Source organism: Methanoculleus nereidis, from assembly GCF_032944295.1.
Classification (GTDB): Archaea; Halobacteriota; Methanomicrobia; order Methanomicrobiales; family Methanoculleaceae; genus Methanoculleus; species Methanoculleus nereidis.
This window is the reverse complement of record NZ_JABFFQ010000006.1, coordinates 98,467-120,965: the sequence shown is the minus strand read 5'-3', so window position 1 is coordinate 120,965 and position 22,499 is coordinate 98,467. Positions and strand designations below refer to the sequence as shown.

At 56.0% G+C, this 22,499-nt stretch carries 14 protein-coding genes and 1 tRNA gene; 6 read left to right on the top strand and 9 right to left on the bottom strand.

The window, feature by feature from the left end:
• Positions 1-29: 29 nt before the first annotated feature.
• Positions 30-3,077 carry a PAS domain S-box protein gene (locus tag HL657_RS09030; protein ID WP_317296491.1) on the bottom strand — a complete coding sequence of 1,016 codons (3,048 nt, stop codon included), beginning with the start codon at positions 3,075-3,077 and terminating at the stop codon, positions 30-32.
• A 1,212-nt stretch (positions 3,078-4,289) separates the two neighbouring features.
• Here HL657_RS09030 and HL657_RS09025 point away from each other — a divergent pair.
• Positions 4,290-4,910: a sensor histidine kinase gene (locus HL657_RS09025; RefSeq protein WP_317296490.1), complete on the top strand. Its 621-nt coding sequence runs from the start codon at positions 4,290-4,292 to the stop codon at positions 4,908-4,910.
• Between the two features lie 169 nt (positions 4,911-5,079).
• The gene (locus HL657_RS09020) at positions 5,080-8,511 is read left to right on the top strand and encodes a UvrD-helicase domain-containing protein (RefSeq protein WP_317296489.1); all 3,432 of its coding nucleotides are present in this window, start codon (positions 5,080-5,082) and stop codon (positions 8,509-8,511) included.
• A gap of 211 nt (positions 8,512-8,722) precedes the next feature.
• Here HL657_RS09020 and HL657_RS09015 read toward each other — a convergent pair whose 3' ends face one another.
• The 3 genes from HL657_RS09015 to HL657_RS09005 form a co-directional block, all read right to left on the bottom strand.
• Positions 8,723-9,058 (bottom strand): DUF3467 domain-containing protein, encoded by a 336-nt coding sequence (locus HL657_RS09015; protein WP_317296488.1) that lies wholly within the window; start codon positions 9,056-9,058, stop codon positions 8,723-8,725.
• A 2-nt stretch (positions 9,059-9,060) separates the two neighbouring features.
• On the bottom strand, positions 9,061-9,561 hold the full coding sequence (locus HL657_RS09010; RefSeq protein WP_317296487.1) for a hypothetical protein: 501 nt from the start codon (positions 9,559-9,561) through the stop codon (positions 9,061-9,063).
• A gap of 107 nt (positions 9,562-9,668) precedes the next feature.
• Entirely contained in the window at positions 9,669-9,815 is a 147-nt protein-coding gene (locus HL657_RS09005) for a hypothetical protein (RefSeq protein WP_317296486.1), read from the bottom strand.
• A 993-nt stretch (positions 9,816-10,808) separates the two neighbouring features.
• Between HL657_RS09005 and HL657_RS09000 the strand changes: the two genes are divergently transcribed.
• From HL657_RS09000 to HL657_RS08985, 4 genes are all read left to right on the top strand, one after another.
• The gene (locus tag HL657_RS09000; protein WP_317296485.1) at positions 10,809-11,390 is read left to right on the top strand and encodes a GrpB family protein; all 582 of its coding nucleotides are present in this window, start codon (positions 10,809-10,811) and stop codon (positions 11,388-11,390) included.
• Positions 11,391-11,930: 540 nt separating this feature from the next.
• Positions 11,931-12,875 carry a DNA adenine methylase gene (locus HL657_RS08995; protein WP_317296484.1) on the top strand — a complete coding sequence of 315 codons (945 nt, stop codon included), beginning with the start codon at positions 11,931-11,933 and terminating at the stop codon, positions 12,873-12,875.
• Positions 12,875-14,185, top strand: coding sequence for a type II restriction enzyme (locus HL657_RS08990; RefSeq protein ID WP_317296483.1), 1,311 nt, complete (start codon positions 12,875-12,877; stop codon positions 14,183-14,185). The genes HL657_RS08995 and HL657_RS08990 overlap by 1 nt, the downstream gene beginning before the upstream one ends.
• 463 nt (positions 14,186-14,648) lie before the next feature.
• Positions 14,649-17,096: an AAA family ATPase gene (locus tag HL657_RS08985; protein WP_317296482.1), complete on the top strand. Its 2,448-nt coding sequence runs from the start codon at positions 14,649-14,651 to the stop codon at positions 17,094-17,096.
• 427 nt (positions 17,097-17,523) lie between these two features.
• On the opposite strand, the gene HL657_RS08980 is transcribed toward HL657_RS08985, so the two are convergent.
• The 5 genes from HL657_RS08980 to cfbD all read right to left on the bottom strand — a co-directional run bounded on the left by HL657_RS08980 (position 17,524) and on the right by cfbD (position 22,498).
• Positions 17,524-17,596: transfer RNA gene (locus tag HL657_RS08980), tRNA-Glu, on the bottom strand.
• A gap of 152 nt (positions 17,597-17,748) precedes the next feature.
• Positions 17,749-18,942 carry a nitrogenase component 1 gene (locus HL657_RS08975; RefSeq protein WP_317296481.1) on the bottom strand — a complete coding sequence of 398 codons (1,194 nt, stop codon included), beginning with the start codon at positions 18,940-18,942 and terminating at the stop codon, positions 17,749-17,751.
• 128 nt (positions 18,943-19,070) lie between these two features.
• Positions 19,071-19,940 carry a branched-chain-amino-acid transaminase gene (gene ilvE, locus HL657_RS08970; protein WP_317296480.1) on the bottom strand — a complete coding sequence of 290 codons (870 nt, stop codon included), beginning with the start codon at positions 19,938-19,940 and terminating at the stop codon, positions 19,071-19,073.
• A gap of 132 nt (positions 19,941-20,072) precedes the next feature.
• Complete coding sequence (gene cfbB / locus HL657_RS08965; RefSeq protein ID WP_317296479.1) at positions 20,073-21,437, bottom strand: Ni-sirohydrochlorin a,c-diamide synthase; 1,365 nt, start codon at positions 21,435-21,437, stop codon at positions 20,073-20,075.
• Positions 21,434-22,498 (bottom strand): Ni-sirohydrochlorin a,c-diamide reductive cyclase catalytic subunit, encoded by a 1,065-nt coding sequence (cfbD, locus tag HL657_RS08960; RefSeq protein WP_317296478.1) that lies wholly within the window; start codon positions 22,496-22,498, stop codon positions 21,434-21,436. The genes cfbB and cfbD overlap by 4 nt, the downstream gene beginning before the upstream one ends.
• Position 22,499: the final 1 nt, after the last annotated feature.

The window sequence follows — 22,499 nt, the reverse complement described above, 5'->3', positions numbered from 1 at the left end:
CACCCGGCAGAGGCCCGGTGACCGTTCCCTCACGTGTAGTGCTTCTTCAGGAACGCCTTCACTTTCCTTGAGATCAGCCATCCCTGGTCGAGCCGGTCGATGATCGCGTTGATGACCCAGGCCTGCTCGATGATCTTTCTGTCGATATCCGTATCCCCTATCTCCGCAAGGCCGATGATGACGGTGAGGGGGTTGCGGATGGAGTCGTTCAGGACGGCAAGCTGCTCGATGTTCTCCTCGATCTGGAGGAAGGCTCCCTTTTTGAGGTTCTCCAGCTGCCGCCGCTCCGAGGTGTCGCGGGCGCTCGCGAGCACCAGTTGCCGGCCGTCGATCGTCACCAGGAATGCCGTTATCTCTACGGCGACCCGGGTGCTGTCCCTGCGGACGGAGAAAAACTCAGTCGGGCCGGCAGCGGTCCCGGCCGCGAGCCGGCCGAGCATCTCTTCCACCTTGAAGAATTCCTCCGGCGGGACGAATCCGGCTTCGACGATGCTCTTGCCGATGAACTCCTCCTTCTGGCCGCCCGCCAGCTGCTCAGCCGCCCGATTTGCGTCGATCAGGATCCCGTTTATGTCAGCAAGGAAGAAAGCGTCCGGGGCGCAATCGAAGAGGATCTTCAGGCGCTCCTCCGAGTTCTTCAACGCTTCGTCGGCCTGTTTCCGGTCGGTCACATCCACCAGGTTGCCGATGACCGCCGGCTGGCCCTCGAAGAGGAGGCGGGTTGCAAAATTCTCGAGGCATATGGTCCGCCCGTCCCGGTGTACTCCGCAGAACTCATAGTGCTCCGATTCGGTATCGCCGGAAAGGAGGGCCTGCAGCCGCCGATACATATCATCCCGATCATCCGGGGCGACCAGAGCGAGGTGTGTGCCGGGCTTGTGGAGCTCGTCGCGTGTGTAGCCGAAGATCTTGGCAAACCGCGGGTTGACGTATTTCAGACGATCGTCCTGAAACAGGTAGACTCCCACCGGCGAGTGCTCCACCGGGTTCCGGAAGACCTCTTCATTCATCGTCCGGAGGATGGCGGCGCCGATGATGCTTGCCGCGGCCTGGAGCGCGTCGATCTCCGCCGGCGACCAGGTGCGCTCCTTTCGGTTCTCGTCGAACCCGATGAAGCCCCACCACTGTTCATTGACGGAGATCGGGACGACCGCGATGGAGTGGACTCCCTGAGGCTCAAGATACGCCCGCTCGTCCGGGGGGAACGCCCGCACCGGCCCGACGATCACTCTCCCGGCTGCGAGTTCCTGGTGCCACCGGGGTATCTCCTTGTAGGGGACGTTCTGGAGATCCGGGTTGCCGATCTCGGCAGTGACGCCCTTCGCCGTCCACTCCCACCGCTGGCTGCAAACGAGTTCGCCGGTCGCAGGATCCGTGCCGTTCTCGAAGATATAGACTCTGCTGACGTCGGTGGCCCTGCCGAACCGTTCGAGAACCTCGCGCATCTGTCTCTTCCAGTCTGTTTCCTTGAGGAACCGGTCCGCCGCGAAGTTCACCGCGCTCATGATGGCATCGTGCCGGCGGAGAGCCTCGGATGCCTTCTTCCGCCCGGTGATATCCTCAAAGAGGTAGAGCCTCGCGAAGTACCGGTCGTCAGCGTCGCGGATCTGGGTGGAGAACCGCCTGGTATGCCGGCCGTCGGTGAACTCGAGCTCGTCCTCGAGCACCGAGCGGTCCTCTTCATCCTGGAGCGTTGCGCTGGACAGGGCAAGCACTCCCGCGTCCTCGATGAGCGGGGTGCAGAGGGGGATGATATCCCTGTTCTTGAGATTCCCTGCCCGCATCTCGTCTTCCAGGTGCGAGAGCCCCCACATCTCGCAGAATCTGCTGTTGAAGTAGAGGATGTCGTCGGTCCGGTTGTCGACGACGAGGTAGGCGATCGGGGAGGCCTGGGCCATCCGGGAGAGGAGGGCTTCGTTCCATCGGAGCCTCTCCTCCACCTGCCGCTCCCCGGTCACGTCGCGGCCGCACCCCACGGTCCCGATCATCCGGCCGTTCTCATCCCGGAACGGGGCCTTGATAACGTCGAGGAAGAGAAACTCTCCCCTGACGTTCCCGAACTCGTCGAACCGCGCCGCTTCGCCGCTCTCCATGACAATCGCGTCGGAGTCCCGGCAGATCTCACCGAAGGTATGCCATGCCGGGTCGTCGGGACGGCGACGGCGCTCGCGTTCGGCAAAGAAGAGGTCTGTTTTGCCCACCGGCTCGTCGGTGTCTGCCGCGTTCAGAAGTTTCTCGCAGAGGCCCCTGTTCGCGAAGAGATACCGCCGTTCCATATCTTTTGCCCAGATGAGGTCGGGGACGTTGTCGCACATCATCCGGACCAGGCGATAGAGGTCCCGGAACTGCTGGTTGGTCCGGGCGAGTTCGCCCTCCACGCTCTTCCTTTCGGTGATGTCTCGGAGGGTGACGAGGTTTCCTTCCTGTCCGTTGAAGGGCACCCTCGCACCAAGCCCCTCGACCCACTTCTCGTTTCCGTGAAGGTCCCGCATCAGGTAGTGGGCGAGGTAGCCGTCGTGCCCGGACTGCACGTTCGCGAGGTCCCTGGCGATGGCCTGCGCGTAATCGGGGTGGACGAACTCCATCGCGTTCCGGCCGATGAGATCGGCCGGTGAGGAGAGGCCGACGAGCGTTGCGGCTGCGGTGTTGGCATACAGGGCCGTGCCGTTCCAGTCGAGGATGAGGACGGCGTCGGGCATGGAGTTGAAGATCTGCAGGTGCTCTTCCTCTTCGCGGGGGCGAAAAGAGACAATGCAGGTGATGTCCGTGTTGGGGAAGGTGGATGCGGCAATCGTCACCGGGAGGAGTGTGCCGTCATGGCGGGCGAGAATGGCGGGATAGTCCGCGACGGCGTTCTGGCCGTCGAGCAGCCGGCAGAACCGGTCTCGTTCTGCCTCGTCAGGCCATATGCTGGAGAGCGTGAGAGAGGCGAGGTCCTCCGGCAGGTAGCCGAGCATGCCGGCGAAAGTCTCGGTGAGCCAGGAGATGCTGAATGTTTGCAGGTTGAAGGTGAATGTTCCTGCCGCTCTGTCCCGCCGGCATTCGGGCAGATCGGGCGTCCGGGTACCCTTGCTCATCGCATTCAAAAATCTATTTGGCTTCCTTCTTTATACTCATGCCTATTTTCGAATCGATAACTGATCGGGGTTTGGCCCGGACGTTGCGGGTTTCGAGCAGGGTGTTCCCCCTCCGGATTGCACGGCCCCCTCTCCGGGCGTGCTGGAGAGGGCGTATCCGTGGGTGCCTCCCTCTGCGGGGTACCATCGGAGTCAGGCGTTTAGAGGGTTCGTGGCTGATTGCATATGCCTGCCGTCGTTCGTCCATATGCGGGTGCCCCACGGAGACGATACTGCTCCGTTATGTCCCCACGGCGCATCCGGAGATCGCTGAGCCGGAAATCCGCTGCCATTTTGTTTCACGCCTGATTTGGTGAAACGGGTCATTTCAGCATCTCCTGTTGTTCAAAAGAGCATCATTTGATACGACTCAGCTGAAGTTTGGGGAACTGTTGCTTCGGGGCAGTTGGACGAAAGTATGTGGGGTATCAACCGCTCCCAATTGCTCAAAATTGTTTGTCGTTATATGTAATTGAGTCAATCGGGAAGCAATTTCAACCCCACATATATGTGTCCATCTCACCTATTTGAGGTTTGGCACCCCATTACGTGTGACAAATACGCCGAACTCTTTAGCACTTCGTTTTACTGACGGGAGGTATTTTAGTTTAATTATATTTGTGAATACAATATTTGCTCGGCTTTACTATATGAAAACTTTTAAATAGACTTGCCTCAATACGTTCTACCTGTCGTTATATGTAATTGGGTGGCTTGATGGGCCATTATAGATAATCGGATCGTACATTAACCCGCGCTTACAACAGCATCTCCAGATCCTGGACAGCCACATCTGTGATCCCGCTCATGTAGTGCATGGTGCATCAGGAATCACGTAGTTTACACACCACAAGCACGTGCGAAGCACACATCCATCACCAGATGCCATGGCTGGCTGACGCAGTCGAACTCTCCAGGCGACCGGCTCATCCCTGTCCCGATACGTATAGCAGCAGGAATATTCGACGTTTGCGAGGCGGTGAATATGATATGCAATGCTATGTAATTGGTGGGCTTCACGGTAATACCGGCTATGATACGTTCAAGGCACAGGTGAATGGCGAGCACCATGATGCTCAAACACCTCCCGTGCAGGGAGGGCCTTTTAGCAAGAGTGTGCCGAAGGGACGGCCGGCCGAAGATCTGGCGTGCACAACGAGAAAGATCAGGCTGATGCTGAGCATTGTCCGGCACGATATCCTGAACGCGATCTCGGTGATCCACGGCTACAACGATCTCCTTTCAGATCAGATGCCAAAAGATCCTGAGTTCCGGCGAAACTATACTAACATGATGAAGGCGATCAACTGCATCGAAACGCAGGTAAACTTCACCATGGATTATCTCGATGCCTGCGGCCCGCATTCGAACTGGTACAACCTTGAGTCTACTATACGGGATGCGCTATCCGGCTACGCAATCACCAACATTCTGATCTCGATCGATGTCGGCAACGCCGAGATCCTTGCCGATCCCCTGATGACGAAGGTCTTTGCGAACCTCATCGACAATGCAGTCCGGCATGGAGGCAACGTTACCGAGATCCGGATTACGTTCGCTGTGAGTGAGAACCATGGGCTCATCACCATCGAAGACGACGGTATCGGCGTTCCGCTGGAGGAGAAGGGCAGAATATTCTCACCGGGGTACGGCCGTAACACCGGGATGGGCCTTTACCTGACACGGATGATCCTTGCGACACTCGAGTTTTCGGTACAGGAAGCTGGCCGCGAAGGATATGGGGCCCGGTTTGAGATCCGGGTGCCACCCGGCCGCTACCGGATCGCAGGTTGATCGCTACGGCCGGCCCTCCCACCTCTCACACCTTCGATCCGGTTGATCCTGATCCGCAGCTCTCTACCTTTGGAGATCCATACAACCTTTCGTAACAGGGCATTTTGAAATCGGGTGTTTTATATGCAGTCAAAAAAGATACCCTTCCAATCAGGTGGCGATCCGTCGTATGGGGCTCCGAATTTTTCGAGGAAGGCGTGGGGAACACGGGCATGAGCACCGGCAGTTAAAAGAGATCGTTAAACTGCTCAGGGACGAGTACGAAGACGAAACGGTGTTTGTGCTCACCAATGTGCGGGTCCCTCACGGGGAGCTTGATTGTGTGGTGCTTGTTCCCGCCGGTCCGGTCATCCTCGAACTCAAGGCATACCGGGGGGAGATCACCGGTTCCGAGAACGGGTCCTGGGAGGTCAGGACCGCCGAAGGTGCGGTCGTCCCGCTCAAGAAGAACCTGTTTGAACAGCTCGAAAGAGAGCGGTTCAGTTTCCTCGACAAACTACTGCCGATCCGGGCAAAATGCTTTCCGGAGATTGATGAGAAGTACGTCCGAAGGGTGGGCGCCTGGGGCTATTTCGAGGCCGGGAGCAGGTATCCCGACGGCCAGATCAATGCCCCTGCTTACCCCTGGTTTGCTGTCGTTACCGCCGAGACCCTCCTTGAGAGGCTCAGGTTTCTCAACACCGGCTACACCCTTCTGCCGGTCGATATGGAGGCGATTGTCCTGGAACTCAGGCTGGAAGAGTACGACCTGGAGACCGACAGGGCAATTCCGGCCGAACAGCCCGTCAGTCCGGTTATACCGGTAACGACGGCGCCACCGCCCGCGAGACCCGCCCCCTCCCCGGTGCGGCTGCCCCGGCCGGCGCCTCCCCAACCGTGCATTGCAGGCCCGCTGCCGGAGGAGCTGGTTCTCGACAGCCCGAGACCCCTCTCACCGAGCCAGCGAGCAGCAGTCCGGTCCCGGAATGCCCGCATCCGGGTTATCGCAGGGGCCGGCGCCGGGAAGACCGAAACCCTGACCCGGAAGATCGTCCATCTCCTCCTCGTCGAGCAGGTTGACCCCGCCTCGATCGTCGCGTTCACCTTCACGAAGAAAGCGGCCCAGAGTATGAAGACCCGGATCTATGACCGGGTCGCGCATCTCGGCGGCGAGGAGGCGTGTTCCCGCCTGGGGGAGATGTATGTCGGGACGATCCACGCCTACTGCCTCTCGCTCCTGCGGGACTACTGCGGATACGGCAACTGGGGCGAGCTCGACGAGAACCAGGAGATGGCGTTTCTGCTCCGGGTCGGGTGGGACTGTCACTTCCCGGATGGGGGCAATTATCCCCGGAAGTGCGAGGCGTTTCTCCGAAATCTCAACGTCTTCTATGCGGAGATGCTCGACCGCTCCGTCCTCCGCGAGCAGGCTCCTGAATTCATCGCCTCCTTTGAAGTATACGAGGATGCTCTCGAACGCCACCGGCTTCTCACTTTTAACCGCATGATCCAGGTTGCCGTTGAAGAGCTGGAGCGTCATCCCGGGCTTGCGGCGAACATAAAATACCTCATCGTGGACGAGTACCAGGATATCAACCGGGCACAGGAGCGGCTGATACGGCTGCTCGGGAAGAATGCCCGGACCTTTGTCGTGGGCGATCCCCGGCAGACGATCTACCAGTGGCGCGGCTCCGATGAGCGCTGTTTTGAACAGTTCGCCGAAGGCCTGGATCCTGAAGAGGTCACGATCGCGGAGAACCGGCGGAGTGGAACGGTGATCCTTGACGTGGCAAACGCTGTGGCGGGGGGGTTCGTCGGCAGGTACGACCCCCTGACCGGGGTCCGGGATGTTCCCGGGGGTGCATACGTTGTCGGGTGCAGCTCCGATGTTGGTGAGGCTCAATGGATCGCCGACCAGATCGAGCGGTATGTCGATGCGGGGAAGTGCAGGTACAGCGATATCGGGATTCTCCTCCGCAGCGTCACCACTTCTGCACCGGTCTTCATCGATGAGTTCCGGAAACGGGGTATCCCTTTCGTCGTGGGAGGAAAGGTCGGGCTGTTCCGCCGGCCCGAGGTTTTGTGCGTCGCGAAGCTCTTCATGTGGGTCCCGAAAGGCGGCTACTTCCAGAAATCCCGGTATAACTTCAACGAACTCTACATCGATGACGACCTCCTCTATTCGGGGTGCCGGGACTGGAAGGCGGTGATTCCGGGGGGTATCCTTCCCGATGATCTGGTGGAGCGGCTCTCTCTGTGGAAGGCCGCGGCGGCGGATGAGGCCTACCCCGACCTCATCTCGATGTATTACGACCTCCTGAATACGCTTGGATACCAGCAGCTCAACCCCCAGGATCCTCACGATGCAATTGCGCTGGCGAACCTGGGCCGGTTTGCAAAACTCCTCACTGACTTTGAGTCGGTCAACCGGTTCGGGGGCGCACCGAGGGAGTGGGACCAGTTGCTTGCGTGGCTCTGTGAGTATATCAACGCATACGCAACCTCGGCCTACGACGAGCAGTCGCCCGACGATATCCGGGGTATCGAGGCGGTGCAGATCATGACCGTCCACCAGGCAAAAGGGCTTGAGTGGCCGGTGGTCTTTGTGCCGGCGCTTGTGGACGGCCGTTTTCCTTCGGGGATGGCAGGAAAACCACAGGAATGGCTCATCCCCCGGGAGCTCTTTGATGTGGAGAAGTACGAGGGGGACCTGGAGAGCGAACGGAAACTCTTCTACGTTGCGATAACCCGTGCAAAGGATCTCCTGGTCGCGAGTTGCTTTACGTCGCAGAACGGGAGACCGAAGGGGATGAGCGTGTTTGCGCAGGATTTCGCCGGCGCTGAGGAGGTGACGTTCCTCGGGGAGAGCGATGCGCTCCCGTTCCATGCCATCCCCGCCGTTGGGGAGGGGGATGAGCTCCAGACCTACACGGCCGGGGAGCTGATCACCTACGGCAAATGCCCTCACCTCTACCGCTTACGGCAGATCTGGGGCTATGAACCGCCGCTCTCGGACCTGATCGGGTATGGAAAGGCGCTCCACGCCTGTATGGGGGAGGCCGCAGCGATGATCCGGGACGGTGACAACCCGATCACCGCCGTCGCACGGGCGGTGGACCAGCATTTCTTCATGCCCTACGTGGACGGGGCGAGGCTCGAGAAACTCAAGGCGGACGCGAGAGCGAAACTCCTGAAGTTCAGCTCCGACCATACGGAGGACCTGAGGGGGATCCGGGAGGTGGAGGCAAGGGTTGAGTTCCCCATGGAGCACGCTACGGTCGCCGGGCGTGTCGACCTCGTCCTCCAGCAGGGCGATGGGCTTGAGGTGCGGGACTACAAGACCTCCGGCAAGGTCGTCACGCCCGACGAGGCTGCGTTGCAGATCCGGCTCTACGCGCTCGGTCTCCAGTCCTGCGGCAAGAAGGTGGGATCGGCGTCGCTCGCGTTCCTCCAGGACTCCTCGGTGGTCCCCGTCAACGTCGAGGCGGACCGGCTCGATGCCGCGAGAGCGACGGCCCAGAACTACATCCAGGGGATCAACAGCCGGGATTTCCCCGCAAAGCCGGGGCCGTTCTGCTCCCGGTGCGATTATGGGGTGATCTGCTGCTGGAAGGCGCGGTAGGGGGACATACACCCTGGGAAGATAATGTGCGCTGTTCTGCTCACTTCGCTATGTCGGCTATGGATGGCAGCCCGGTGCTGACGCTCAAGGCTCTCTGGCGGGTGTCTGCCCTTGGAGGCCGGGAGATCCCGTTGTAAACGCAATCGATCGGCAGCGCACAGGAACTCTACACAAGCCGGTCTTCTTGCTTCCGTTCAACTTCTGTTGAGGATCATCTCCTCTCCAGACCCCCGGGAACGTACTTCTCCATGCCTTCCTCGTTATGCACTCTCTCAAGAATCCCGCTGAGCGCTTCAGCGAGTTTCTGTGCGGCGGCGTGCGACATGTAGACGCGTGTCCCGTTTACCAGCGCTCTGCCCTCCTGGCGGACGCCGGGCATCTCCAGAAAGTCGATACAGACATCCCTGTGTGTTACCTGCACATACGCAAGGTTTGAGTAGGAACTGTGCGTGATATCCAGTTGCAGCTCCTCCGGCTCGAACCGATAGAGTTTGCGGAGATCGACGGCGGCTGCTCTGTCTGTTATCTCGTTCTGCTTCTCGTCCATGATTATGCCCCCATGGAGAAGATCGAATATCCTGACTCTGCTTCCCGTGCAGAGCAATCTTCTCCGGTTGTCCATTCGCCGGCATAGTTTGTCGCGACCGCAAGCGGTTCTGCCTTTGCCCTGAGCGACCTGTTGTAGTAATCCAGGATCGCTGTGTTCATGCAGTCCGTCCCGTCCCGGTCGTCGATCACGGCATAGGCCAGCAGGGAGAGCGCAATGAACTTCTTCGACTCGACGACGACCTGATAGACCGGATGCTGGACATCACCGGACACGTTCTCGATCAGTCCGAGTTTGACGAGCACCCTGAGTGCCTCTCTGATACTGGGGGCTGTTTTGCCCGTCATCTCCTCAAGGTACCCGGGCCGATAGTCCATCGTCGGATCGGCGACGATCTCTTCGACGACCTGAGCGAGAACCGTATTCCCGAACAGGCCGCCATATGGTTTGTCCAGGAACTCTTCGAGTTCTTCAGGAAGCTCCGGCAGTTTTTTCTCCGACATAGTCACCTCTCCTGTGCACCCACAGCACCCGTGCTCCTATCACGAGCGCTGTGGGTGCTCCACCTGGTGGTAAGCAGTAATAGTAAAAAAATGTTCTGAAATAGAAACTATTCTTTCAGTTTGGTCCAGTGCCGGTGATGGGGCACTTCGAGGTCGTAGTATGTCATCCACTGGTCCGCCCACACGAGTTTTTCAAGTTTGATGACTTTGTCCCCCCTGCCGGTGCGATACAGGCGAATGTAATCCTGTCCCATCGTATCGACAAATTCTTTCGCCTCAAAGCCGTTCTCCCGACACTTTCGCTGACAGTCCTGTACCTACCTCATGCCGCCGCGTTTCTTTAACCATCCAAGAAAAATAGCTCCCTTCACCTCTGGGTCAGGGCCATCTGGCGTAGGGAGGTTGCGTTCTCTCACCGGGCGTCACCGCATGGGATATTGAGTTTATGGTTTTATCAATGTTTTATTTTGCTTCTTATCTTGAATCTGGCTCAAAGCAGGTATGAGTCAACCAGCGCTGGCCGAATCCACCCCCTGGCCCGAGTAGCCGGGCGATCTCGCGGACGTAGTAGCGTCGTGGTAGTGCTTGCCCGGGCACCGGAGCAACGTGAACAGGGTGCTCCCGGGTATCGGTGGGTACAAGACGATGGATGGAGTGCTCAAGAGTAACGATGCATCCCCTTGCCCGGATCCGGCAGAACCTTCGCGTCATCCGGGGGCGCTCCGGCGTGGCCCGTATCGGCATCTCCGGGTCTGTGGGAGATGCCGGCGAGCGACGTCCTGGCGAAGTTCCGGGAAGGGGACCTTCTACTCGAAGCCTGATGGCTTCTTACGCTCCGCACTGCACCTGTCCTTTGTGCTTTGCCCGGATCGACCGTTCGATACTCTCTGTAGCTGAAGGGCCGCGGCTGTTTGAGGTGCTGAATGATGTTGTCGTGCCTGAGGGGCGGGGGTCATGTGCCGGGGTTGCGGCGGTACCGGTTTTCGGCATAGGGGCCCGAAAAAGTACAGAAGTACGGCCGGGAATGTGGGACAACCTCATGCGTTGATGCTGAGAAGTGCCTCAAAGTCGTATAAATCCCGAAAGCAGCGGGAGAAAGACGGGATTGGACTCGTGGAGAAGCAGAGCAAAGCAGTCCGGATTGATTTAACGAAACGTTTTTCCGACATTGTCGGGAAAAACTACCGTAAGCACAGATTCCATGGTGCCTTACCGCGTATGCCTCGTTAGATTGCAATACTCGGGTGATGAACTTGGTAAAACCGCTGAATGAAATGAGTCTTGAAGAACTGGGACGACTTTTCCCTATCATCCTGTCGGAGTATAACCCTGACTGGCCGGCGATCTATTCCGCTGAAAAGGAACTTATCGAACACGCTGTCGGCAGGCACCACATCAAACGGATCTCGCATTACGGCAGCACCTCCATCCCCGGGATCATCGCAAAGCCGACAATCGATATCCTGCTTGAAGTGAGCGACGATTGCGACAATGAGGAGCTGATTCGCAATTTGGTGGGCATCGGGTACCTCTACGACCCCCAGCCACGCGATCCGCCGCCTCACATGATGTTCATGAAGGGGTATACGCCGGAAGGGTTTGTGGGACAGGCCTACCATATCCACGTCCGCTATGGCGGCGACTGGGATGAGCTGTATTTCCGGGATTATCTTATTTTCCATCCTGATGTTGCGGAGGAATATAGCAAACTGAAACGCCGTCTCAAAGAAGAGTATCCGTTCGACCGCGAGGCCTATACACGGGGAAAGACGGCATTCATACGGTCCGTTGTAAAGAAGGCCCGGGGGGAGCCGGGCAGGATTGAGTGATTGCTCGGCCCGGTGCTGAAGGGCCTTGTCGGCGGCGGGCTTGTAGCGAGGAAGATTGCCAGGTTCGAGAATAAATTGAAGATGTTTTACAAGCCGACCGGTCTGGGGCTGCGGCTGTTTGAGGTGCTAGACGATGTCGCCATTCCAAAGGGGCGGGCGCCTCCGGAGCCGCGGGCAGGGGTTGCGGCGGTGCCGGCTGTCGGCGCAGGGGTAGAAGAGGATACAAGTATTGGCGGGGAATATGTGAGCCAACCGAAGAGACTAACATTGAGAAATGCTGTAAATGTGTGTAGACCCTGGAGAACACCGAGAGGTATACGAAATAGAGCACCTATAGCGGCACACTGCGCATATTCTTTGAGACGGAATAATCAGGTTAGGAGGCGGGGCTAGACGAAAATACGGAACTCCCGTTATATCAGTGCATTCACTGTGGGGTATTCGCATTCTTTTTTGCTTCAGAACACGTAAATTACACTCAAATACTTCTATTGATCATACTCAGTATGAGACACCAGGGTTGCTAAGAGGTTCAACAGGATGAAGGTTAAGAATGCCAAGCCGTTTTTGAAGTGGGCTGGTGGAAAAGGCCAGTTGTTAAAGGAATTTGAGACTCTGTTTCCCCCGGAAGCGAAAGAGGGCCTTTTAGATACGTATGTTGAGCCGTTTGTAGGTGGAGGGGCTGTCTACTTCTATATAAACAACTATTACACCTTTGACGAATGTCACATTTTTGATGTAAACGAAGAACTCGTGCTGGCTTATACCGTTGTCAAGAATGATGTCGAGGAACTTATTGAAATACTGAAAGATATGGAAACTGCGTATCTACAGTTAGATCCTGAAAAGAGACGAGAGTTATTTTACGAAATTCGTGACAAGTTCAACGAATTTAAGACCTCTATCCAGTGGCAGAAATACAGTAAAGCGTGGGTTCAGAGGGCGGCAGATCTCATATTCCTTAATAAAACTTGCTTCAACGGATTATTCCGGGTCAATTCGAAAGGTGAGTTCAATGTGCCTTTCGGTCGGTACAAAAACCCCAAAATATTGCATAAAGAAGTGCTCCAAAGCGATTCGGCTCTCCTCGAGAATACAAGCATACATCTTGGTGACTTCGCGAAATGTGCTCAGTACGTCGGCGGGGGCACGTTCGTTTACTTTGACCCACCATACAGGCCTTTGAACCAGACTTCGAGTTTCACCTCCTACTCCAAGGATGGCTTTGGAGATGATGACCAGAGGCGCCTTGCTGAGTTCTTCCATACCTTGGATTCAAAAGGAGCGAAGCTGATGTTGAGCAACTCAGATCCTAAAAATGAAGATCCTGCTGATCACTTCTTCGAAGACCTGTATTCTGACTACTATATCGATCGGGTCCCTGCTCGTCGCGCAATTAATTGTAATGGGAAGAGCCGGGGCGAAATCAATGAGTTGATAATAACTAATTACAAAACTGGAAGAAACAATCTTTCGGTGTTTTGATGGGGAAAAACGACGACGCATGGCAAAACGTCTTTAACAATCTCAATCTTCTGGAAAAGATCAATAATAATGGGTTTGTCTACGTTACCGCTGATGAACTCAAAGAGAATAGTGGCAATCATCGTGAACCACGCCTGATGGCAAAGCAGGATACTCTGAATTCACGGCCTACCATCTTCAGAAAGCATAACCTCTCTATTTTCCCTGTCGATAACGGCAGGTACATCATCTTTAAAGACGACACCCAGCAGAGTTACTACTCATATAGCGCGTCGCTGGATAGTACCCTAATCACGGAATACATCCCCAGAGCTGATATTCAGAATTTCAAGACGCTTCGATTAAGTACGGTAACAAGCGAGTCACAAGCAATCGATTATGCCTATCTTATATCTCTTCTAAGGACGTTCACGAATGAGTCCGATCTCTTTCTGACTATCCGTGGAAGATTACGTTCCACAAAATTCGACTTTAGTCTCCCTGACTGTGATCATCGTGTCAACGTATCGGGGGTTCAGATTGAAGTGGATGCCGGCTTTGAGAGTCGGGATAGAATATACGTTCTGGAGGCCAAAATCGGGAAACGAGATGACTTCCATATCCGGCAACTCTACTATCCGTATCGCGACTGGTCTATCCGGACGGATAAAGAGGTTGTCCCGATATTCGTCATATACACCAATGGAATCTTTTATCTGACCGAGTTCAAGTTTGGGGACAGGTTTGGGGAGTTAGAAGTTGTTCGGTCTCAGGGATTCGTAGTTAATGAGCCTGTCAGGCAGAGCATCAATCTCGGTGAGCTTATTAAAACAGTCCCGGTCGTGAGCGAAGAGCCTCAAGGTGTTCCTTATCCTCAGGCAAACGACCTTGATAAGGTCATAGATCTTGTGACCAACTTTGAAGAGGATCCCCTCAATACAAAGGAGTTAATCTCCACTTTCTTTGACTTTGATGAAAGGCAGGGGGACTATTACGCAAATGCAGCCATTTATCTTGGGTTCGTGAAACGTGACGATGACAGGAGAAACACATTCGAACTCACTCCCCTTGGCGAAACATTACGACATTACAACAACCGGAATCAGAGGAATTTGCTATTACTGAAGCAAATTCTGGCAAAGCCCACCTTCAATACTTTAATCCACGAGCTTATCCGATTGGATTGTAATCTTGATAGATTGAGCATCGCTCACATGGCAGATGTTATAGAGGCGAACACTACGCTATCGGGAGACACGCTACGTAGAAGGGCTTCAACTGTTAAACGATGGCTCCAGTGGATCTGTGAGAACATCGAGCTTCAAACTTGACGGTGGCTCATTTAGTGAGCATTTTCTATCACCACCGTAATTTTCCGGCATAAAGACTGTTGTGAACTATAGTTCTAATTTGCGTGTCAAATATACCTTGTCCTACATTCTTCAAGGAATTTCTTACCACATAAACTGCAAATTGAAGCACGATGGACGGTCATCTACAAATTAAAAACGAAATGCATATCTACTGCATTCTGTAATGCCCTATTAAGCGCCCCTCAAAGGGTTGAGTTCTCCGCCTTGGGTTAGAATGAAACGGTTGTGAAGGTATGGTGAAGAGACATTACCCTAGATCTATTATCGACCAGATTTACGAAAAGATGGTCGAGAAAATTAAGTCGTCTGATTGCTGCGATAGTTCTTTTTCCTCAGCACTAGCTAAAGTGATTTTGGAGAACGAGTTGACGAATAAAGAACGAATGATTGATTTAATGTCCCTCCCTCCCGGTGATGTGGAATGAAGTTAATCGCTCTCACTATCGACAACATAAGGGGCATACCTCACATTGAGATTAAACCCAATGAGGAAAATTTCATAATTTTTGGACCAAATGGAACTGGAAAAAGTGGGATCATTGATGCATTGGATTTCCTACTTACCGGGAATATATCCAGATTTAAAGGAGAAGGAAGTGGTGAGATCAACCTCGCCAAGCATGGAACTCACATTGAGCACGAACCTTCTGAGGCTATAGTCAAAGCTACATTCAAACTTGGAGATGACTCTAGGAAAGTGTCTCTTGCCCGCACAATGTCTAAGTCTAGCATCGTTGAGGGAAATAAACCAGCAGTCCAACCGCTGATTGAACTGGCATCTAAGGGTCAGCATGTTCTTACCAGAAAGGAACTGCTAAATTTCATCACCTCACAACCAAAAACCCGTGCTGAAACAATACAGACACTACTTAATATAAATGAAATTGAGAAAGTTCGAACAACGTTACAAAGTGTAAAAAATGAGTTAAAAAGGAGGTATGAGGCGGCACAGCACACTCATGCAAAAGAATCTGCAGAGATTGCAGCTTTTATCAAAAATCCAAAATTCACTGAAGATTCAGTCTTTACGTTCATCAATCAAGTTAGAGGACAATTGGGTGCGCCTCCGATTGATAAAGTCGATATAGAAAGCGTAAAGCAAAACGTACATCCGCCAACAGTCGTTGAAAAAAACGCAAAAGGTGTACTACCTCCATTAAGGGGTTATATCGAAAATCTCAGGAATATCAATGATCACGAAGAAAGCACTGGAATATTAGATTGTGATCAAGAATTACGCAGTTTATTTAGAAAAATAAGGGAACAACCCAGTGGGATACCTGCATTATCACAGTATGAACTCGTAAAAAAAGGTATAGATTTGATAAACGAATCTGGAAACTGTCCTCTTTGTGACAGCTATTTTCCACCGGGAGAGTTACGTGTTTTACTTCAAAGCAAGTTGTCACTTGCAAGAGAGACAAAAGATCTACTAGATCACGTTGATCAATTGAGGGAGCGATTGGCTAAACACGGTCAGTATATCGATGCTAATCTTCGACATATCCTGGATTATTTGGTAGCATCTGAAATACAAAATGAATATTCTGAGCTCTCTGCTTGGCAAACAAGCCTTCAAAAATTTCTTAAAACGATCAACTTGCCTCTTGAATCTTTAATTGATTTACCACTTGAAGAAATAATAATTGCTCCTCTGTTCGCATACGGTGATTTTTTGAAGGATCTCAACAAGATTGAGAAACACTTAGGTGAGAATGTTCCAAAAATAACTCCTGAACAAGAAGCTTGGGACAATTTGACAATCATCGAACAAGACCTGCGACGATATATTCAAGCAAAGGAGCAATTACACTCATCGGAACTGCACTATCACCGTGCAGAAATGGTATATAACTCGTTTATAGCCGCTAGAGATGAAGTTCTGACAAGACTTTATGAAGATATTAGTAGCCGCTTCGTTGAATTATATAAGAAAATTCACGAATCAGATGAAGACTCATTTGATGCCAACCTTCGCCCATCAGGTGCAGGCCTAAAGTTTGAGGTCAACTTTTTAGATTATGGTTTCTTTCCCCCACATGCCCTTCATAGCGAAGGTCATCAGGATAGCATGGGCCTTTGCATCTTTCTAGCGTTATATGAACAATTGAACAAGGGTTTAATTGATTTCGTCATATTAGATGATGTTGTAATGTCCATTGATGCAAACCATAGACGGGCGGTATCTGGGATTCTTGCACGGGAGTTTCCAGGAGTTCAATTTATTATCACAACTCACGATAAAACGTGGAAAAACCAACTGAAAGCGGACGGTGTTGTGAAAAGCAAAAACATTTTAGAGTTGTATAAATGGTCGATCAACGAAGGTCCTGCTGTCAATACAATTACCGATATTTGGGAACGGATAGATGCAGCTCTTGAGAAAGGAGATGTACCTTCAGCAGCTGCTACATTAAGGCGAGGGTTAGAAGAATTTTTCACCGAAGTTAGTGAAAGGATAGAGGCCAAAGTGCCACTCAAAACAAATGCACAATGGGATTTTGGTGAAGTCGTAAACGCTTCCATGGGAAAGTATAAAACGTTGATAAAAACAGCACGCACTTCTGCAGATTCGTGGGACCGAAAAGACTTAGTTACGAAGTTTGCCCAAATTGAGCAGTATCGAAAGAAAATTGTCTCCGATACGAAATCTGAAGAGTGGGCAATAAACCCCAATGTCCATTACAATAAATGGGCAAATTTTACTCCTGATGATTTCGTTCCTGTTGTAAAGGCGTTCCAAAATCTTCAGAAGTTGTTTATCTGTGATCAGTGTGGGTCGACAATTTTTGTCGAAAAAAGTGACTTTAAGGAAACTGCAGTTCGATGTCAGTGTAATGACTTAAATTGGAATTTGCTGAAGAGATAAATCTAAAGTTAATGTGAGGAGTTCAATTCAGATTGAAGTTTTACGAAACTTGATTCATCAGGTTAAAGCTGAGGGTGCCCTGTAATTATCTGCGATACTGAGGTCGTCCCAAATTTGTAGGGGTTTTTAGATTATGCTCGGGAATATGGCTTCCGGGGGGTCGACGGCGACCTCTTGGGGGAATTTATGGAAAATGCCTCCTCCAACGAAGCCGCACATCGGTTGGTCCTGGTGTGACTCTGCAGGCTGTTCAATGGTATCCTGTGTGTCCAATCTGATGCATTTGGCACAATGTATTGTCAAAATGCACTGCTAATGTCTCTGCTGATGTCATTGGACGCAAACCTGTCGAAGTATGAGACTCGGCCAAGACAGTCCAAACCAACAAATGGGCTCACTTGGCATAACCTCTATTTTCAAAACAGTATGCTGCTATGGGGATTCGAACCCCAGTCGTCGGCGTGAAAGGCCGACATGATTGGCCCCTACACTATAGCAGCTGGTCTATGCACCGAAGTGCTATACAACTTGGGCGTGAGCGGATAAAAAAGTTATGCCGGAGAATCCCGGCCGGCCCGCCCGGCGGCCCGGCTTTCCCCGTTCTCCGGGGCGGCACGCGCCCCCGCCGGCCGTGGCCATGCCGCCGTCCCGTCTACCCGCACCCGCCGCCCCGGCGGGGCTTCTGCCGCTCAAGCGCCTTAATAAGATGCTCTGCGCCGGCAAACCCGAGCGTCCTCTGGCTGCCGTGCATCATGTCCACGAGCTCGATCCCAAGCGATGCGGCGAGGGGCTTCTCGAGCATCCCGCCGAAGACCAGGTCGATCCGGCAGGCCTCGAGCTTCTCCCGGATCTCCTCCTGTTCGGGTTCGATCAGGATCTCACACTCCGGGCCGGCCAGGTCCTTCAGCCTTTTGAGGGTATCCGAGTCGAAGTCCACGACGATGAGAGACGGCGCAAGGCCGAGATCTGCGAGGAAGAGGGTCATGGAGATCGCCCGCGTCGGCCCGCTGACGATCGCCACCCGCCGGCCGGCGAGGACCTCGCGGCAGGCACCGTCGGTGTCGGGCTCATGCCCCGTGTAGGGCGGAAGCCCGAGGGATTCGGTGATCCGGTCGAGGAACCGGACGGTAGCGGCGTGCCCGACGGGGATGTCGGCGACGATGAACGGGGTGCCGCAGGTCCGCTCGAGCGCCTCGGCGGCCTCCTCCCCCGCCGGTTCGCAGACGACGATATTGAGCGCCGCAGAACCCAGGCGCTTGAGGTCTTCGAGCGTTGCGTCGGCGGTAAGCGCCGCGTTGACCCGGATGCCGGCGAGGTCGAGGATGCGCACGAGCTCCCGCAGGTCCGGCCCGCCCCGGAGAAGGCCTATCAGGTTGACGGACCGCTCCTCGACAACGCAGGGTCCCCGGATGAACTCCTCGACGAGCCTGCGAAGGGTCTCGCTGTAGCCCGTCCGGAAATCGCCCTCAAAACCCCCTGCTTCAATCCCGACGACCCGTGCACCGGTCGAGGCGGCATTCACCGCGGCGGCGATGTCCTCGCCGATGATGCTTGAGACGCAGCAAGAGAGAACCGCGATAAGGTCGGGGTGCAGTTTCGTATCGAGTTCTTCTATGGCTTCTCTGAGTTTCTCCTCAGCGCCGAAGATGACGTCGTGCTCGTCAAGGCACGTCGAGTAGATCTCGGACGGGCGATCGCCCCGCATCCCGAGGATGTAGTTGATATGGTAGACGCAGCCCTTCGGCCCGTGCACGAGCACGACGCACCGTTTGATGGTCGCGAGCGCCTTTATCGCGCCGAAGAGCTTGCACGTCGCCCGGGGGATCTTCACTGCTCTGGCAGTCATCGTGAGGTATCCCTGGCTCCGGCCTCGCACGGGGCGGGAGCATTCACCCCGATCTTGCCCTGCATACTACTTATACGTCTGCAAAGGACCGGAAAAATGGTCGGAAAAAAAGGGATCTGCCGGATTTCTCACCCGTCGATCGGACTTCCTTCCTTCTGGGTGATGGTCTTGAAGGCCGCCATCAGCTGCCGGGTGACGGGGCCGGGCTTGCCGTTCCCGATGACTCTACCGTCGATCTCGCGGATCGGGCCGACCTCTGCCGCCGTCCCGGTGACGAAGACCTCGTCGGCCGTATAAAGGTCGAAGTAGCCGAGGTTCCGCTCGAGGAGGGTGATGCCCATCGACTCCGCGATCTCGAGCACGACCGCCCGGGTGATGCCGCGCAGGTTGTTTAAGGTCGGCGGGGTGATGATGGCGCCGTCCTTGACGACGAAGAGGTTGTCTCCTGAGCCCTCCGCGATGTAGCCCTTGGTGTCGAAGAAGATCGCCTCGTCGACGCCGCGGTAGTTCGCCTCGATCTTCGCGAGGATGTTATTCAGGTAGTTGAGGCTCTTGACGTTCGGCGGCATCGACTCCGGCGGGGTGCGCCTGACCGAGACGCAGACGGCCCGCAGCCCCATCTCATAGAGGTCGCCGTACATCGCGCCCCAGGAGACGGCGATGACGATGACGGTCGGCTTTTCGCACTTCCGGGGGTCGAGACCGAGGTCGCCGACGCCCCTCGTCACGATCGGGCGGATGTAGGCGTCCCGCAGGTTATTCTTCCGGAGCGTCTCCTTGATCGCCTCGGCCATCTCCTCCTTCGTGATCGGGACGGCAAGGTCGATCGCCTTCGCCGAGTCGTAGAGCCGTGCGATGTGCTCGTCGAGACGGAAGACCCTGCCGTTGTAGGCCCGTATCCCCTCGAAAACGCCGTCGCCGTAGAGGAGGCCGTGGTCGAAGACTGAAACCTTCGCCTCCTCCTCCGGGACGAATCTGCCGTCAAGGTAAATTATCATGGGAGTAGTGTGGTATCGATTTGTTTGTATGTTTTGCGTTTCGTGCACCGTCCGGGTCTCTCTCGAAGGCGGGGTTCGTAGCGTTCCAGGACACGATCCCGGGGTTCCCAAAAAAACGTGCAGCCCGGGGTTTCAGCCCCGGCAGCAGTCCACGAAGTGCGCGAGCATCCCTCTGCTCGCCACCGGGTGGAGGTGCGTGTAGCTCCCGATCGTCCGGTCCCGGACCGCACCGTCGAGCCCGTCCCGGATCCCGCTCCCTCGGCTCAGCCGGTAGGCGAAGCGGGTCTCCGGTGCGAGGCGGACGCTGCTGTAGTGGAACTCGTGCCCCTTGAACGCCGCCTCGCCCATGGGACTTCCCGGCGCGCTCGTACCCACGACGTAGCCGAGCATCCGCCGGCCCGGCATCCGGGTCTCGCCCGCAAAGATCCCGGCGAGGTCGTAGGTTGCCTCTCCCGGACCCGCGAACCCCGGGGCGAGCACCATCCGGTCGGTGAGGTAGATCAGCCCCCCGCACTCCGCGTAGATCGGGGTGCCGTTCCGGGAGACCTCCCTGAGGGCCTCCCGCATCGCGGTGTTTGCCTCGAGTTCCGCGCCGAAGAGTTCCGGGTAGCCGCCGCCGAGGATGTAGCCGTCGGCCTCCGGCAGCCGGCCGTGGGTCGGGGAGAACGGGACCACCTCCGCCCCGCAGGACGCGAGGACGTCGAAGAGGTCGGCGTAATAGAAGTTGAACGCCTCATCGAGCGCGACACCGATCCGGACGTCCGGATCGGCCGCCGCGTAAACAGAACCTTCCTCCGCCGGGTGCTCAGATTCCCGGGCGAGGGAGAGCAGGGCGTCCGCGTCGACGTGATCGGCGATCTTCTTCTTGACGAGGTCGATACGTGCGAGGAATTCCCCGTGCTCCTGCCCTTCCCGGTAGGGGACGAGGCCGAGGTGGCGCATCGCGAGTTCCATCTCCGCCGTCCGGGGGATGACACCGACGACCGGGATACCGCAGTAGTGCTCGATCGCGCGGACCGCCTTCTCCTGGTGCCGGGTCCCGGTGACGTTGTTCAAGATCACCCCCCGGATATCGACATCCGGGTCAAAGGCCAAAAAGCCCTTCACGATCGCCGCCGCGCTCCGGGTGATGCTCCGGGCGTTGATGACCAGAACGACCGGCAGGTCGAGCTGCTTTGCGATCGCGGCGGTGCTCCCGAGGTCGGTGAGCGCCTCCGCACCCTCAAAGAGACCCCTGACTCCTTCGACGACGGCGACATCCGCTCCCCGGCAGCCGTGCGCATAGACCGCCCGGACCTCGCCCGGGCTCATCACGTAGCCGTCCAGATTCCGGCAGGGCCGCCCGGTCACCCCGGCGAGGTAGGAGGGGTCGATGTAGTCCATCCCCACCTTGAAGGTCTGGACGGTCCGGGTTGCCGAGAGGAGGGCCGAGAGCGCGAGGGTGATGCTCGTCTTCCCGCTCCCGGAGCGGTCGCCGGCGACGAGGAAGGACTTCATCGCATGCTCCGGAGGACTTCCCCGAACTCGCTTGCGACGATATCCCTGACGCCGAGGGTCTTCGGGTGCAGGTCGATCTCGACCATGACGTGCCGGTGCCCCATCTCCCGGAGCGGCTCCACCTGCCGGGGGCCGTTCGTGATCGAGAAGACCTCGATCCCTTCCGTATACTCCGGGGGGACGGCGTGCGGAACCCCGACCATGAGGGCGAAGTCGGGTTCGAGTTCCCGGACCCGCTCCCCGATCGCGGGGCCGTTTGCTCCGTACTCGTCGAGCGCCCCGACCAGGACGGGGTCGACTCCCTTCTCCCGCATCCCGGCGAGGATCCGCCCGGCGTCCTCCCGGACCTTCGGGAGGCCACGGTCTTCGAGGTTCGCGATATAGGTGACCGCGGCGTCCGGGCAGGCGTCGTGGAGCGCGAGGAGTTCGTCGGCGAACATGTAGGCGGTCTCTTTCTTCGCGTTCATGACCGCAATCCCGGCCGCACTGGAGTCGGCGAGTTCCACGAGACGTTCCGCCGCGACGTGCTTGAGGTCGCCGCGGGAGGGCTCGATGTAGGTCCGCGAGGCCGCTCCCCGCAGCCGCTCCACCTCGTTTGCCTTCGCTAAAAGGTAGCGCTGGCGTTTCAGTTCGTCGCCGCTGATCCAGCCGGCATCGGCCGCGGGCTCGAGCGTCGCAAGCACCCCGTCGATGTTCTCCCGGAACCCGGCGTGGATGTCCACAGCGATCGCCGGGGTCTCAATCCCTGCGTCCTGGATCGCGGACTGGAGGTCTTCTCCGATGATCATCGAAACACACGTCCCGACGACCGCCATCCGGCGGGGCGAAAATGTCTCCTCCGCGTAGCGGAGCACCCGCATGAGGGGGTCGTGCCCGCCGAAGATGAACTCGTTGTCAGCGAGCGACGTCGTCAGCACCCGCATGCCGTCCTCTTCGAGGAGACGGGCGTGCTTGAACGAGCAGCCCGACGGGCCGTGGAGGACCGCCACGTCCACCCCCAGGTCGCGGGCGGTATAAAGCGCCGCGACGATAGAACTCGGTCTCGGTTGAATGTAATCCATA